Source organism: Gordonia sp. NPDC003425, from assembly GCF_053588635.1.
Window position 1 is genome coordinate 487241 of the sequence record NZ_JBSFQI010000001.1, and the last position, 16050, is coordinate 503290.

At 69.4% G+C, this 16050-nt stretch carries 7 protein-coding genes; 2 read left to right on the top strand and 5 right to left on the bottom strand.

From position 1 onward, the window contains the following. Positions 1 to 29: 29 nt before the first annotated feature. Both ACWDTD_RS02470 and ACWDTD_RS02475 read right to left on the bottom strand, forming a co-directional pair. Positions 30 to 686 carry a CE1759 family FMN reductase gene (locus tag ACWDTD_RS02470; RefSeq protein WP_449745455.1) on the bottom strand — a complete coding sequence of 219 codons (657 nt, stop codon included), beginning with the start codon at positions 684 to 686 and terminating at the stop codon, positions 30 to 32. Next, complete coding sequence (locus tag ACWDTD_RS02475; protein ID WP_449745456.1) at positions 683 to 1783, bottom strand: LLM class flavin-dependent oxidoreductase; 1101 nt, start codon at positions 1781 to 1783, stop codon at positions 683 to 685. Before ACWDTD_RS02475 ends, ACWDTD_RS02470 begins: the two co-directional genes overlap by 4 nt. 164 nt (positions 1784 to 1947) lie before the next feature. Between ACWDTD_RS02475 and ACWDTD_RS02480 the strand changes: the two genes are divergently transcribed. Then, on the top strand, positions 1948 to 2454 hold the full coding sequence (locus tag ACWDTD_RS02480; RefSeq protein ID WP_449745457.1) for a DUF4878 domain-containing protein: 507 nt from the start codon (positions 1948 to 1950) through the stop codon (positions 2452 to 2454). A gap of 122 nt (positions 2455 to 2576) precedes the next feature. Beyond that, entirely contained in the window at positions 2577 to 3140 is a 564-nt protein-coding gene (locus tag ACWDTD_RS02485) for a DUF4190 domain-containing protein (RefSeq protein ID WP_449745458.1), read from the top strand. 20 nt (positions 3141 to 3160) lie between these two features. Here ACWDTD_RS02485 and ACWDTD_RS02490 read toward each other — a convergent pair whose 3' ends face one another. The 3 genes from ACWDTD_RS02490 to ACWDTD_RS02500 all read right to left on the bottom strand — a co-directional run bounded on the left by ACWDTD_RS02490 (position 3161) and on the right by ACWDTD_RS02500 (position 16047). Then, complete coding sequence (locus ACWDTD_RS02490; RefSeq protein ID WP_449745459.1) at positions 3161 to 3514, bottom strand: hypothetical protein; 354 nt, start codon at positions 3512 to 3514, stop codon at positions 3161 to 3163. Positions 3515 to 3758: 244 nt separating this feature from the next. Continuing rightward, on the bottom strand, positions 3759 to 3989 hold the full coding sequence (locus ACWDTD_RS02495; protein ID WP_449745460.1) for an MbtH family protein: 231 nt from the start codon (positions 3987 to 3989) through the stop codon (positions 3759 to 3761). 10 nt (positions 3990 to 3999) lie between these two features. Further along, the gene (locus tag ACWDTD_RS02500; RefSeq protein WP_449745491.1) at positions 4000 to 16047 is read right to left on the bottom strand and encodes an amino acid adenylation domain-containing protein; all 12048 of its coding nucleotides are present in this window, start codon (positions 16045 to 16047) and stop codon (positions 4000 to 4002) included. Positions 16048 to 16050 lie beyond the last annotated feature (3 nt).

The following is a 16050-nucleotide window of genomic DNA, read 5'->3' on the forward strand; positions in this document are numbered from 1 at the left end:
CGCAAAAGCCATACGGACCGGTGTGGCGATCAGGCCCCGCCGAGCAACCGGGCGAAGTTGGCGATTCCATCGGCTTCTTGCCGGTCCGCCGGACGCGATGACGAGACCGGGTCAGAGGACGTACTGGCGCCGGCATGTGGCGGAGTCAGCGCGACGAGCTGGGCGGCCGCACGTGTGATGCGGTCGGCCAAAGGCACGGTATCGGTGGAGCCGCCGGCCCAGTCCTCGGCCGCGGCGTACACGCCGGTCGGGACCACCACGGTCCGTAGATACGCGAACAACGGCCGCAGCGCGTGGTCGAGCACCATCGAGTGTCGCGGGCTGCCGCCGGTGGCGGCGATCAGCACCGGCTTGTCACGCATGGCATCGACGTCGACGAGGTCGAAGAACGACTTGAACAGCCCCGCGTAGGAGGCGTTGAACACCGGCGTGGCCGCGATCAGCGCGTCGGCCCGCTCGACGTGCCGGATCGCGTCGGCGACGGCGCCGCTGGGAAAACCGCCGGCCAGCGACCGTCCGATATCCACTGCGAGATCGCGCAGGTCGATCACCTCGACGTCGACGCGATCTCCGCGGGAGGTTGCCATTCCGGTCGCGGCCTCGACAAGCCGGTCGACCAGCATCCGGGTCGACGACGGATCGCTCAGGCTGGCGTTGACGGCGACCAATCGCGTGGTGTTGCTCATGCGTTGACCTCCTCGGTGGTGTCGGCGGCGGTGCGGGCGGCGACCAGCGACGCGTGGGTGGGTGCGTCGGGCACGTCGGCCGGACGTCCCTGCGCGAATCCCTTCCGCAGTTCGGGGAGCACCTCGCCGAGTTCGTCGAGCTGCTCGAGCACCGTCTTCAGCGGCAGTCCGGCGTGGTCGACGAGGAACAGCTGCCGCTGATAGTCGCCGAAGGACTCCCGGAACGACAGCGTGCGGTCGATGAACTCCTGCGGACTACCCACGGTCAGCGGGGTCTCACGGGTGAAGTCCTCCAACGACGGCCCGTGACCGTACACCGGCGCGTTGTCGAAGTACGGACGGAACTCGTTGACGGCGTCCTGCGAGTTCTTGCGGATGAAGAACTGACCGCCGAGCCCGACGATCGCCTGATGCGCCTGCCCGTGGCCGTAGTGCTCGTAGCGTTCCCGATAGAAGGAGATCAGGCGCTCGAAATGCTCCTTGGGCCAGAAGATGTTGTTGGCGAAGAAGCCGTCACCGTAGTAGGCGGCCTGTTCGGCGATCTCCGGGCTGCGGATCGACCCGTGCCACACGAACGGTGCCACGTCGTCCAGCGGCCGCGGGGTGGAGGTGAACGAGGTCAGCGGAGTGCGAAACTTGCCCTCCCAGTTCACCACGTCCTCGGTCCACAACCGGTGCAGCAGGTGATAGTTCTCGATGGCCAGCGGGATGCCCTGCCGGATGTCCTTGCCGAACCACGGATAGACCGGCCCGGTGTTGCCGCGGCCCAGCATGAGGTCGACGCGGCCGTCGGTGAGGTGCTGCAGCATCGCGAAATCCTCGGCGATCTTCACCGGATCGTTGGTGGTGATCAGCGTGGTCGCGGTGGACAGTTGCAGCGTCGACGTCTGCGCGCCGATGTAGGCCAGCGTCGTCGTGGGTGACGACGAGAAGAACGGCGGGTTGTGATGCTCACCGATGGCGAAGACGTCGAGACCGATGTCCTCGGCCTTCTTCGCGATCGTCACCATCGCCTTGATGCGCTCGTGCTCGGTCTGCGCGACACCGGTGGTGGGGTCCGGGGTGATGTCGCTGACGGAGAAGAGTCCGAATTGCATGTCGTGCCTCCTGGTGGACGTTCGGTTCGGAGTGTCATTCATCCTAACCGGACTATAGTCCGCTTAATTCCCGACCGTCGGCCGCGGCAAGTTGGCCGACCGCCGGGGCCGCCCGACCCGCGTGGGGTTAGTGTGTGCTTACTAAACCCTCGGGAGGAGTAGCAATGAAGCTTCGCACATCGGTCGTTGCGGCCCTGATGGCCGGCGCGACCGTCATCGCCGTGGCGGGATGCTCGGACAGCGACACGGTCAGTGACGCCACCAGCAAGGCATCCACCGCGATCGCATCCAAGGCCAGCGAGGCCGCGGCGGCCGTCGCGGGTCTCACCAATTCCGACGCGCAGGAGATCCTCCGCAAGGCCGTGGACCCGAACACCTCGGCCACCGACCTCGAGACCGTTGTCGACACCACCAATCCCGCCACCAAGGCGGCCATCATCGCCTACGCGAAGGGCTCGTCGATGGGCGGTTACACGCCTGATGTGTACACGGTGACGTCGGTCAAGAAGACCGGGGACAACACCGCCGACGCCACCGTGGAGGTCAAGAGCCCGCACACGCCGCAGCCGGTGGACATCACTCTGGGTTACGTGAAGGTCGACGACACGTGGAAGCTCTCCGGCGATGCCGTCACCCAGCTCTCCTCGATGATGGGTCAGCACGGCGGCTGAGCCTGCCTTATCGACACACCACGCGCCGCACCGGAAGACATTCCGGTGCGGCGCGTTCGCGTTCACCTCGGTCGTGTCCACAACCCGCCGGTAACATGAGTTCTGAGGTTGAGGAGGCCCCGATGCGAACCGATCACCCGACGCACCCCATCGCTGCACCGGTGACCGATCGCCACGTGCGCTGGCCCGCCTCGAACACCCTCGACCCGTTTCCGGTCGCGGATGAGTCCGCAGTGACGCCACCCGCACCCTCGGTTGCGGCACCGGCGGCCGTTTCCGCAGCAGCGCCCGCGCCCTGGGCGGCCCGCGCCCGCGAGGATGCCCCACTTCCCGAAGTGGGCGACTACTGGGATCTCGACGCCCCGATCGCCTACACGCCGCCCGCGCCGACACGAGTGGTGTCGCGCACCGTTTCGGTGCTACCGCCACGCCGGACGGCTCCGGCGAGCGCAGTCGCACTCATTCTGGCGCTCACGTCGGTGCCGCTGATCCTGATGGCCGGTGTCGGCGGAGTACTCGGGCTACTGTCGATCGCGCTCGGCGCCGTGGGGATACGGCAAGCCCGTCGCGATCCGGTGCGTTACCACGGGAACGGCCGGGCGGTGGTGGCCATCGTGCTGGGCACGATGAGCATGATGATCGGATTGCCGATCCTGATGGTGGTGTTGCTGGTCCTCGGCGCGTAGGCCGTCAAGCGTGTGGTGCGTCAGCCCGCCACACGCAGTGTGCCGCCACTGGACGGTAGGTTCCGGCCCAGCCACGCGAGCACCTGGTCGACCATTTGCCCCTGCTTCGCCGGATCGCTGATCTCGGCCAATGCGGGCAGCCGCTGGATCAGCGCGGCGTAGATCGCGGCTTCCGGCGCCATGCCGTGACGGTCCATCACGCTCTCGTACGACACCAGACTCTCGGCGAGTTGACCGTAGGTCGCCGCCTGGTCCCCCAGGCGCACAGCAGTCATCCACGGCGTCGCCTCCGCACGCCGCATCACGTCATTGCGCAATTCCGCCATCATCAGAGTCCGCCCACCCCACGTGTCGACGTCTGCAACCTCAGCCATATCGTCTCCCGATCGTCGGCCTCAGCACTTCCACTCAGGATGCACCCGCGTGGTTAGTTCGGCCGACGAAGCATCAGCACATGTGATCAAAGCCACATGAATTCGTGTTCTTTGTAAAGCCAATGGTACGGACGAGTTCAGAAGTGGCCAATGTTGCTGATGTTACTGGTGTTAAAGCGTTACTCGGGTGTCACAGGACGGCGACCAGCCGGCAACCGAGCGACACCCTCGCACACACCTCCGATCAGGAGGCGTCACCGGCCCGGTCGGCCTCCATCGCCTCGATGAGGCTCTTCGGCCGCAGATCGGTCCAGTTCTGTTCGACGTATTCGAGGCACGCCGCTCGGCTGTCCTCCCCGAACACCTTCGTCCACCCGTCGGGGATGTCGGCGAAGGTGGGCCACAGCGAGTGCTGATTCTCGTCGTTCACCAGCACGAAGAAGCGGCCGTTCTCGTCATCAAAGGGGTTGGTCATTCTCGTTTCCTTATCTCTCGTCCTTGACGTCCATGGTGGTGCCCATGGACGACGTCATAGTGGCCGTCGCGATCGTGGTTTCTGACAGTCGCTGCGCCAGAACCGGTCCGATCACAGCGAGTGCCTCGGCATTGGCCATGCCGAGATGGTCGGCGTCGACGTCGACGTTGACCACGCCCCCGCCCACGTGCGGTTCCCATGCCCGCGCGACCGCCGATGGGTCCTCCTTGTCACGGGTGGCGGTGAACACGAGCAGCGAGCCGTCGAACGGATCGGGGCGGAACCGCTCCACCAGTTCCTCACCGCCGGCGAAACTGTCCATCACCCATTGCACCTGGTCGTCACGCAGGAGTCCCATCGAAGCGATCCGGTCCCGAACGATCGCGGCCACCTCGTCGGCGGAGTTCGCGTGCACATCGTCGCCCAGATCGAACAGATCCCGCCACCCGCCGAGGAAGTCGGCGACGAGTTCACCGCCGGGCCGCACCCGGGCTACCTCTTCCTGCTCCGGCGTTGCGCCCTGTTCCGGGTTGCCGGGAGGCACCGGCGAGGAATCCATCACCGCGAGGAAGGCAACCTCCTCGCCGTCGGCGCGCAGTCGGGTGGCGACGGCGTAGGCGATGTATCCGCCGAGAGACCACCCGAGGAGGTGATACGGGCCGTGCGGTTGCACGCGGCGGATCTCGGCGAGGTAGCGCTGCGCCATCTCCTCGACCGATGTGGCCGACGGTTCGCCGGACACCGCATGCGGGTCCTGCAGCCCGTACACGGGCCGGTCGTCGAGGTAGGGCACGAATCCGCCGTAGAACCAGGCCAGCCCCCCGGCGGGGTGAACACAGAACAACGGGGGCCGCGTGCCGCGCGCGTTGAGCGCGATGAGCACCTCACCGGGTCCCGACGCCGCGCCCTCGATGCGGGCGGCGAGCCCGCGCGGGGTGGGTTCGTTGAACAGCCACCCGAGCTCGAGGTTCTCGCCGTGCTGTTCGCGCAGCGCACCGAGTGCCCGTGTCGCCGACAACGAGTCGCCGCCGAGATCGAAGAAGCTGTCGGTGGCGCCCACCCGGTCGAGGCCGAGGACCTCACCGAACACCGCGGCCACGGAGGCCTCGACGGGGCCGTCGGGCTCCACATGCGTGCCGGCGGCCAGCTGCGGTTCGGGAAGGGCCCGCTTGTCGAGTTTGCCGACCGGGGTGAGTGGCAGTGCGTCGAGCACGGTGATGCTCGCCGGGACCATGTGCGCCGGCAGCCGCTGCCCAAGGAACCGGCGCAGCTCGGCGACGTCCACGTGGCCCGCCGAGGCGTCGGGAACCACGTACCCGGCCAGGGCGGTCGCGACGGCGCCACCGATCCCGACGACCACCGCCGACTCCACCGCGGGATGGGCGGCAAGGGCCGTCTCGATCTCGCCGAGTTCGATCCGCAAGCCGCGCAACTTCACCTGATCGTCGCTGCGTCCGGCGTATTCGAGGACGAGTGCGCCGTCGCGGTTGCGCTGCCAGCGCACCACGTCACCGGTGCGGTACATGCGCTCGCCCGGTGCGCCGTCGGGGTGCGCCACGAAGCGTTCGGCGGTCAGCCCCGGCCGTGCCAGGTATCCGCGGGAGAGCGGGAGTCCGGTGATGTAGAGCTCGCCCGGCACGCCCTCGGGGACGGGATGCAGCCGCGCGTCGAGGACCTCGATTCCCGCGCCCCGGATGGGTCCGCCCATCACCACGCGGTCTCCCGGTCGCGACGGACGGTCGAAGGTGACACTGATCGTGGTCTCGGTGGGGCCGTAGATGTTGTGCAGGCTCACCCGCGGCGACCACGCATCGACGACCGTCGGCGGCACCGCCTCACCGCCCACCGCGACGCCCGTCAGATCCGGCAGCGCCGAGGGGTCCAGCGTCGACAGCACCGTCGGGGTCAGGAATGTGTGGGTGACCCGTCGATCCCGCATGAACTGCTCGAGCCGGCCGCCGCCCACGGCATCGGCCGGACGGTAGGCGATCTCACCGCCGAACGCCGTCGCGAGCAGGTATTCCAGCACCGACGCGTCGAAGCTGGGTGAGGCGAAACCGAGCACCACCGGCCGCGGAACCGCGGGGAAGGTCGACGACTCCACGTCGGCGTAGTTGGCCAGTCCGGCGTGCGTGACGCTCACGCCCTTGGGTCTTCCGGTCGATCCGGACGTGTAGATCACGTACGCGACGTTGTCGGTGCGCACCGGGGCACGCAGGTGCCCGGATGTCACCGGCTCCTGCGGGTACGCCGACACCTCGGCCGTCACCGCCGGATCGTCGAGATCGACCCACTCCAGTCCGGGCTGTACGGGCATGGTGCGCGAATGGGTCAGACCCAGCACGGCGCCGGAGTCCTCGACCATGGTCGCCACCCGCTCGGCCGGGTAGTCGGGGTCGATCGGCACATAACCCGCACCCGTCTTGGCGACGGCCCAGATGGCGGTGAGCAGATCCGCCGAGCGGCCGATCGCCAGGGCGACAAGTGTTTCGGTCCCGGCGCCTCGCGAGATCAGCCAGCGCGCAAGTCGATTGGAGTCGGCGTCGAGTTGCGCGTAGGTCAGCGTCGCGCCCGACGCGTCGCTCACCGCGACGCGCTCACCGTGGGCGGTCGCGGCGTCGGCGAAGATCTCGGCGAGTAGCCGCGGCGGCGTTCCGGGCCCGCCGTCGACGGGGGTCAGCTCGGCCGAATGCGCCGCATCGACCAGGCCGATGTCGGCGGTGAGCCGGGTCGGGTCGGCGGCCATTTCCCGCAGGATCTCGACGAGGGCACGGCCGAACACCTCGACCTGGCCGTCGTCGAATGCGGCGGGAAGATACTTGAGTGTCAACGAGATCCGGCCGCCCGGCATCGGCGCGGTGGCGATGTTGAGCGGATAGTGCGTGGCATCGGTGCCGTCGAAATCGAGGATCTGCAACCCGCCGTTCTGGCCGGTGTCCGCGGCCGCCAGCGAGTCGCTGTCCACCGGATAGGACTCGTGCACCGTCAGCGTGTCGAACAGTTGCCCGACACCCGCCAGCGCGATCAGTTCGGTCAACCCGACGTGCTGATGGTCGAGCACCGCCACCTTCGCCGCCTGCAACCGGGCCAGCACCTGTGACACGGAGGCGTCGGGATCCACGTCGACCACTGCGGGAACCGTGTTGATGAACAGACCGACCATCGACTCCGCACCCGGCAGGTCGGCCGGGCGGCCCGATGTGGTCTCGCCGAAGGTGACCACCTGGCTACCGGTCAGCCGTGACAGCAGCACCGCCCAGGCCAGTTGCAGCACCGTGGCCACCGTCGCGCCCTCGGCTCGCGCGAGGCGTTCGATACCGCTCACCGTCTCGGTGTCGAGCACCGTCCGCTGATCGCGGGGCAGCACCTCGGCCACTGCCGAGGTTCCCGGTGAGACAAGCGTCGGCCCCTGCACCGGCGCGAGGACCTCGCGCCAGGCGGCGCGCGCGGCGTCGGGATCAGCGGCTGCGATCCGTCGTGCATGGTCGCCGAAATCGCTTCCGGCACCGGCTGTCCCGACAGTGCCGGTGTATGTCGATCCGGTCGCGTAGAGCGCGAGGAGATCGGCGAGAACCAACGGGCCCGACCATCCGTCGATGAGGATGTGGTGATTGGTGACGATCAGGTGAGCGGTGCCCCCCGACGCCGGATCACCGTGGCGGACGAGCACGAATCGCATCAGCGGCGCGGACTCGAGGTGGAAACCGCGGCGCCGCTGCGAGTCGGCGATCTCGGCCACCACGGCCTCGGCGTCGGCATCGGATGCGACGTCGACGACCTCCCAGGGCACCTCGACCGTCTCGGGGACCACGGTGACCACGGCACCCCCCGGACAGCGCACGAACGCCGACCGGAGCGCGCGGTGATGGCCGAACAGCGATTCGGCGGCCCGGTGCAGACGATCGGCGTCGATCGTCCCGCCGAGGTGGAGCACCGCCTGCACCACGTAGACATCGACGGCGTCGGCCGCCAGTTCCGACTGCACGTAGAGGCCACTTTGCAGTGGCGTCATCGGCCAGATGTCGGCGCCGGGGAACCGCGCGGCGAGAGTGTCGAGATCGTCCTGACCGATCGCCGCACCGGGGACGTCGGAGGGCGAGAGGCCCGGACCGCCGGGACGGCTCGCCGCGGACGCGACGGCCGCCAGTTCGGCCGACCACCGCGCGCCCAGGTCATCGATGTCGGCGACGGTGAACGCGCCGGCCGGGAAGAGCAGATCGGCGGAGAGCTCACGACCGCCGGGTGTGGTCGCGGTTCCCACGTTGACGGTCAGCGTGCTCATCGCCACCATCCGTCCCGACACCGACGCCGGGAGCATCGGCGCAGCCGGGTCGGCGGCCAGCGGCAGTGCCGGGCCGTTGTCGCCACCCCGGGTACCGGCGCCCAGATAGTTGAATCCGATTGCGGGCAAAGGGCATTCGGCGATGTGCTGGTCGTACTGTCGCAGCAGGCCGTAGCCCAGGCCGTGGTCGGGTTGACCCACCCGCTCTTCCTTGGCGGACTTGACCGCGTGCACGATGTCGGCCCCCGGATCCACCAGCGCCGGGGTGATGGAGGTGAACCAGCCCACCGTGCGCGACAGGTCCGCCGAGTACGGGGCGTCGCCGGCGGCGAGGGTGTCCTCATGGCGTCCGTGGCCCTCGACGAGCACCGACATCGGGGCGTCGTCGACGATGCCGCGCGCCTGCTGCCACGAACGCACGGCGCGTGCCAGCGCACCGAGCAGCGCGTCGTTGACGTGTCCGCCGAACGCCTCGGGAACCGTGGTGAGCAGCGCCTCGGTGGTCTGCGCGGGCACGCGCATGGTCACCGTGGACAGGGTGGCGAAGCGGTCACGGTCACGGTCGAAGGTGACGCCCAGGTCGGTCGGAGACCGGTCGACGCGCGCCAGCCAGTGCGCCACCTCGTCGGCGCGGGCGGGCGTGCGATCGGTGAGCGCCGTCTGCCACGCCCGTGCCGAGGTGACCTCGGGACGCAGGGCCGCAACGGTTCCCGTGCTCATCGCCGCCCACGCGGTGATCAGATCCTCGATGATGATCGGCCATGACACCGCGTCCACGCCGAGGTGATGGACGGCGAGCACCACCCGCGCGCCGTCGATGCCCGCGACGTACACCGCCGACACCAGTACACCGTCGGCCGGCGACAGCCGGCCCAGCGCGTCGGCGTGTGCGTCGCGCACGGCGTCGGTGAACGCCGGGTCGCCGACCATGGCGTCGACGGATCGATCGGTGACCGCCGCCCGGGCGCCGGTGCCGGCGTCCGCGATCCAGGCGCCGTCGACCAGCGCCAGGCGCGCCGAGAGCATCGGGTGCGCGGCCACCACCGGGTCGAGGATGCCGCGCAGCGCCGCGGTGTCGAAACCCTCGGGTGCGATGAGCGTCATCGCCTGGGAGAAGTCCGCGAAATCGGCCGGCGTGTCGGAGAGTTCGATCATCCACGCGGCCACCGGCGAGAGCGGGAGACCGCCGCGGGCACCACCCTCGGGTTCGGGCAGCATCGGCAGCCGGTCGTGACCGCCCGCGGCCGCCGCCGCCAGCCCGCGCACCGACTTGTGCTCGAAGATGTCGCGCGGCGAGATCGGCAGCCCGGCGGCGCGCGCCGACGACGACAGGGTGATCGCCAGGATCGAGTCGCCGCCGAGAGCGAAGAACGAGTCGGTCATCGCGACCCGCTCGAGCCCGAGCACGCCGGCCACCAGTCGGGCCAGGGTGGCCTCGGCGGGTGACGCCGGCACCGCGTCGTCGCCGTCGACGGCGTCGAACGTGGGCTGCGGCAGCGCCGCGCGATCGAGTTTGCCGTTGGCGGTCAGCGGCAGCCGGTCGATCGGCACGATCACACCCGGCACCATGTACGACGGCACCGCCCGCGCGACGGTGTCGCGGATCGCGTCGACGTCGACTGCATCGGGCCGGTCGGCGGCCACGTAGCCGACGAGTTGCTCGCCGCGACCGGGGATGTCGATCACCGATGCGGCGGCCGCGTTGACGTGCGGTGCGGCGGCCAGCGCCGCCTCGACCTCGCCGTATTCGATGCGGAAGCCATGCAGTTGCACCTGCGCGTCCCCACGCCCCAGGTACTCGATGTCGTCGCCGACCCGACGCGCCAGATCACCGGTCCGGTACATGCGGGTGCCGCCGCCGTCGAACGGGTTGGCAACGAACCGGGTGGTGGTGAGTTCGGGCCGACCGAGGTAGCCCTGGGCCAGTTGTCCACCGGTGACGTAGATTTCGCCGACGACGCCGGGCGGGACGGGATGCAGGCGCGTATCGAGGATGTGGATGCCCAACGACCGCAATGGCCGCCCGATCAGGGATGCATCGGCGCCGGTGACCGATGTGCGGTCGATCGGGCGGAAACTCACGTGCACGGTGGTCTCGGTGATGCCGTACATGTTGACCAGTTGCGTGGTGTCGGAGGGGTTCTCGGCGAACCACCGGCTCACCTGATCGAAGGCGAGGGCCTCACCGCCGAACACGATGTAGCGCAACGCGAGGTCGGCGCCGACACGACGACGTGCGTCGATGAGCTGATAGAACGCCGACGGCGTCTGGCTGAGTACCGTCACCTGTTCGCGCTCCAGGAGCCCGACGAAGGCATCCGGGTCGCGGGCGACGTCGCGGTCGACGATCACCAGCCGCGCACCCGACGCGAACGGCCCCCACAGCTCCCAGACCGAGAAGTCGAACGCGTACGAGTGGAACATCGTCCACACATCGGTGGGTGTGAACTCGAAATCGTCTGCCGCGGTGTCGATCAGCGTGACCACGTCACGGTGAGTGACCCGCACGCCCTTGGGCCTTCCGGTGGAGCCGGAGGTGTAGATGACGTAGGCGCCGGAGTCGGGCCGGATCGCGACCGTCGGCGGCGCCGATCCGGCGCCCTCGGCGGCCAGGTCGTCGACGGCGGTGGCGGTGACGCCATCGGGCAGTGCGGTGAAGAGGTCGTGTCCCGCGGTGGCCGCATCGGTGATGATCAGGTCGACCGACGCGTCGGACACGATGAATGCCAGGCGCTGCAGCGGATTGGTGGTGTCCAGGGGCAGGTAGCCGGCACCCGTTTTGAGCACACCCAGGATGGCGGCCGCGAGGTCGACGGTGCGCGCGGTGGCGATCCCGACGAGGTCCCCGGGGACCACACCGCGGCCGATCAACGCGCTGGCCACCGCATCCGAACGGGCGTCGAGGTCGCCGTAGCCCAGCGACGCAGCGCCTGCGGTCACCGCGATCCGTTCCCGGTGTGCGCGGACCGTCGCCGCGAACAGGTCCACCAGACTGCGGTCACTGCGCGCAGTGTCGACCACAGGTGCGGGCAGCGCGGCCAGCGCCGCGGTCTCCCGCTCGGACAGCAGCGCGATGTCGCCCACCGTCACCGCCGGATCCGCACCGCACGCGTCAAGAACCTTGAGCAGGCGGTCGGCCATACCGGCGACGGTCGACTCGTCGAACAGGTCTGTGGCGTAGACGATCTGGGCGGTCCACGGCTCGCCCTGCGCGCCGGTGGCGATCCCGAACGCGAGGTCGACCTTGGCCGGGGTCTGCTGCGGGGCGATCGGCGCGACCCGCAACCCGGCAACGGTGGTGGTGTCGGTTCCGGCCGCGAACTCCGGCAGCATCCCCTGGTGGAATGTCAACAACACTTGGGTCAGTGGCGAGAATGCCTCCGACCGCACCGGATCCAGGTGATCGATGACCGCCTCGAACGGCACGTCGGCGTGCGCGAACGCGTCGAGGTCGGTGACCCGCACGGCGTCGAGCAGATCGGCGAACGACGTTCCCGGATTCACCTGGCTGCGCAGCACCAGGGTGTTGACGAACATACCCACCAGCGGATCGAGCTCGCGCCGCCCGCGGCCGGCGATCGGGGTTCCCACGGTGATGTCGGTGGTGCCCGACAGCCGGGCCAGCACCACCGCGAGCGCGGCATGCACCACCATGAACGGGGTGGCGCCGAGTTCTGCCGCCACGTGCGACACACGGTCCGCCACCGGCGCCGGAATCTGGAAGGGCACCTGCGCACCACGCTCGGACGCCACCACAGGGCGCGGGCGGTCGGTGGGCAGTTCCAGCACGTCCGGCACGCCCGACAGCTGCGCCGACCAGTACGAGAGCTGTTGCGCCACCACCGAATCGGGATCATCGGGGCGGCCGAGCTCGGCGTGCTGCCACAACGCGACGTCGGCGAACTGCACCGGCAACGGCGCGAACTGCGGGGAGGTGCCGGCTGCGCGCGCGGCGTAGGCGGCGATCATGTCGGTGACCAGCGGTCCCATGGATTCGCCGTCGGCGGCGATGTGGTGGACGACGAGGGCGAAGACGACGTCGTGCTCGCCGCCGCGCCACAGCCGGGCGCGGACCGGCGGGCGGGCGGTGACGTCGAATCCCTGGGTGAGCGCCGCAGCGAGGTCGTCCTCCGAATCGATGACGGCCCAGTCGAGTTCGCCCCAATCGAGTTCTTCATGGACGGCATCGGCAGTGGCGATCTCCTGCACCGGGGTGCCGTCGACGGCCGGATAGCGGGTCCGCAACACCTCGTGGCGCACCACCACATCGGCCACGGCCTCCCGCAGCGCGGCGACGTCGAGGTCACCGGTCAGCCGCAGCAGCACCGGCACGTTGTAGGTGGATGAGGCCGGATCGAGCTGGTTGATGACCCACATCCGCGACTGCGCGAACGACAGCGGAATGCGGTCGGGTCGAGGGTCGGCGGGACGGATCGCGGCGATCCCCGGCGTCCCACGCCGCCCGATGGCCGCAAGTGCACGGACCGTCGGGCGCTCGAAGACGTCGCGCACACCGATGTCGGTGCCGAGCACGTCGGCGACCCGAGCGGCCACCCGGGTGGCCGACAGCGAGTTGCCGCCGAGGTCGAAGAAGCTGGTCGTGACGCTGACCGGTCCGCTGCCGAGCACCTCGGCGAAGGCGGCGGCGACAAGCTCCTCGTCCCCGCTCGCGGGGGCCGCGAAGGTGGTGTCGTCGTCCTCCTCGAGGACGGGTTCGGGCAGCGCACGCAGATCGAGCTTGCCACCGGGGGTGAGGGGCATCTCGTCGATGACCTGCAGGGAGGCCGGGATCATGTGTGCCGGAAGGCGTTCGGCGGCGAAGCGGCGAAGCTCGCCGAGGTCCACCCGATCGTCGGCCACCACGTACGCGGCCAGCGCGGTGGCCGTCGAACCACCCACGCCGATCACCACCGCCGAGTCGACGTCGGGGTGCGCAGCCAGTACGGCTTCGATCTCGCCGAGTTCGATGCGCAGTCCGCGCAGCTTCACCTGGGTGTCGATGCGTCCGACGTAGTCGAGCTCACCGGCGGTGGTGATCCGCACCAGGTCGCCGGTGGCGTACATGCGCGCACCGGGCGTGGTGGAGAACGGGTCGGCCACGAACGACGTGGCCGTGAGCCCGGGGCGTCCGAGATAGCCGCGGGCCAGCGAGTCGGTGGCCGCGAGGTAGAGCTCACCGATCGCCCCCTGGGGCACCGGATGCAGACGGGAGTCGAGGACGTGGGCACCGAACCCGCGGATCGGTCGTCCGATGGTCACCGGCCGGCCGCCGTGCGACACCGCTGCGGTGGCCCACACCGTGGTCTCCGACGGGCCGTACAGGTTGAGCATCCGTAGGTCCGGGTGTGCCGTGGTCCACCGGTCGACGAGGTCCGGCGGGCAGGCCTCCCCCGCGGTCGCCAAATTGTGCAGACTCGCACCGAAGCGGGTGTCGACCGTCCCGAGCACCGTGGGTGTGATGATCGCGTCGGTCACCGCGTCCTTCTCGATCACCGCGCCGAGCGCGTCGGACGCGTACTCGTCGGAGGTCGCGATCACCAGGGTGTGGCCGAGGCCGATGCCCCACAGCATCTCGAGCACCGAGGCGTCGAAGCTCGGTGATGCGACGTGCAGCACCCGCACGTCGCGCGCCGTGACAGCCGAACCGGACACCTCGGCGAGGGCGTCGACGAGGTTGGCGATGCCGCGCTGCGCGACGCCGACGGCCTTGGGGCGGCCGGTGGAACCGGACGTGTAGATGAGATAGGCGAGGTCATCGAGCCGCACCACCCCGCGACGTTCCGTCGCCGGGATCGGATCACCGGAGATCCCCGGGGCCGTCAACGCGGCCACATCGAGCCATTCGCACTCGGATGCGCCGAGTTGCGCGATCGTGTCGGGCTCGGTGATGCCCAGTCGGGCAGCACAATCGGCGAGCATGAACGCGATTCGCTCGGGCGGATACGACGGCGCGATCGGCACGTAGGTGGCACCGGTGGCGAACACTCCGAACGCGGCGACCACCGAGGAGATCGACCGGTTCAAACCGACCGCGACCACGTCGCCGGGGCCCACCCCCCGGTCGATGAGCCTACGGGCCAACCGGTTGACGGCCTGTTCGAACTCGGCATACGTCATCAGCCGGTCGCCGCAGACGAGCGCCGGGTGCGCCGGATCGGTGGTTGTTGCGGCGAGGATCTCGACCAGCGTCCGCGGCGCGCTGTACCCGCCGTCGGCGGCGGGTTGCGTGCCGCCGAGCGAATTGCGGCTGTGCACAGCGAGTTCGGCCCCCGCACCGACGTCGCCGGCGAAGTCGATGTCGCCGACGGCGAGGTGCGGGTCGGTGACCATCGCGGTCAGCACGGCCCGCCACGACTCGGCGAATGCGCGCACCCGAGACTCGTCGAAGAGTGCTCTGGCATAGATGAATTCGGCGGTCATCGGGGTGTCGGACCGGCGATCGGACACCCCGACGGTCAGGTCGAACTTCGCTGTCGGATCGGCGAGATCGAGCGGTTCGGCCACCAGCCCGGCGGCCTCGATGCCGGCTCGCGAGTCGGTGCCCGCGGCGACGTGCGTGAACGCGATCTGCACCAGCGGTTCGAACGACGTGGACCGCTGCGGCGACAATTCGTCGATCAGGTCCTCGAAATGCACGTCGGCGTGCGCGAACGCGTCGAGGTCGGTGGCACGGACGGCGCGGACGAAATCGGCGATCGACGCCGCCGGATCGACCGCTGTTCGCAGTACCAGGGTGTTGACGAACATGCCGACCAGATCGGTGAGCGCCGAGTCGGTGCGTCCGGAGATCGGCGTTCCGATCACCACGTCGCCGGTGCCCGCCTGACGCGACACCATGATCGCCAGCGCAGCGTGCGACACCATGAACGGGGTGATCTCGTGCGCGGCGGCGAACGCCTCGATCCGGGTGGCCAGCGAGTCGTCGATGCGGACGGCGACCACCCCTGCCGCACTGCTCCGCACGGCCGGCCGCGGCCGATCCATGGGGAGGTCGGTCACCACCGGCAGTCCCGCGAGATGTGCTCGCCAGTAGTCCATCTGACGGCCGATCGGGCTCGACGGGTCGTCGACGGCGCCCAGCACCGAGTGCTGCCAGAGCGCGTAATCGGCGTACTGCACAGCGAGCGGCGAGGGTGCCGGGACTGCCGGATCGATGCGATGCAGGTAGGCGGCGAGCAGATCGCCCACCAGGACCGGGATCGAGCCGCCATCGAAGGCAATGTGGTGCACGGTCAGCGCGAGTTCGTGTTCGCCCTCACCCACCCGCAGAATGCGGCCGCGGACGGGCAGTTCACGGGTGACGTCGAACCCGGTGGTGACCGAATCGACAAGCTGCGCACGCCGATCCGCGAGCGCCCAGTCCAGCGTGGTGCGGGCGTCATCGGGATCGAGGATCTGCTGGGCAGGGCCCTGCGCGTCGGCCGGGTAGATGGTGCGCAGCACCTCGTGGCGTTCGACGACATCGCCGAGCGCCGCCCGCAAGATCTCCGGATCGAGGTCGCCGGTCAGGCGCAGCACCATGGGGATGTTGTAGGAGGCAGAGGTCGGGTCGAACCGGTTGATGAACCACATCCGTGACTGGGCCGCCGACAACGGCACCCGTTGTGGTCGCGCCACCGCGGCGACGCGCGGCAATACGGGGTCACGTCCGGCGATGGCCTCGGCGAGTTCGTCGACGGTGGGGGCATCGAACAGATCACGCACCGACACCTGCACCCCGAACACATCAGCCACCCGCGCCGCCACCCGCATCGCCGACAACGAATTACCACCCAACGC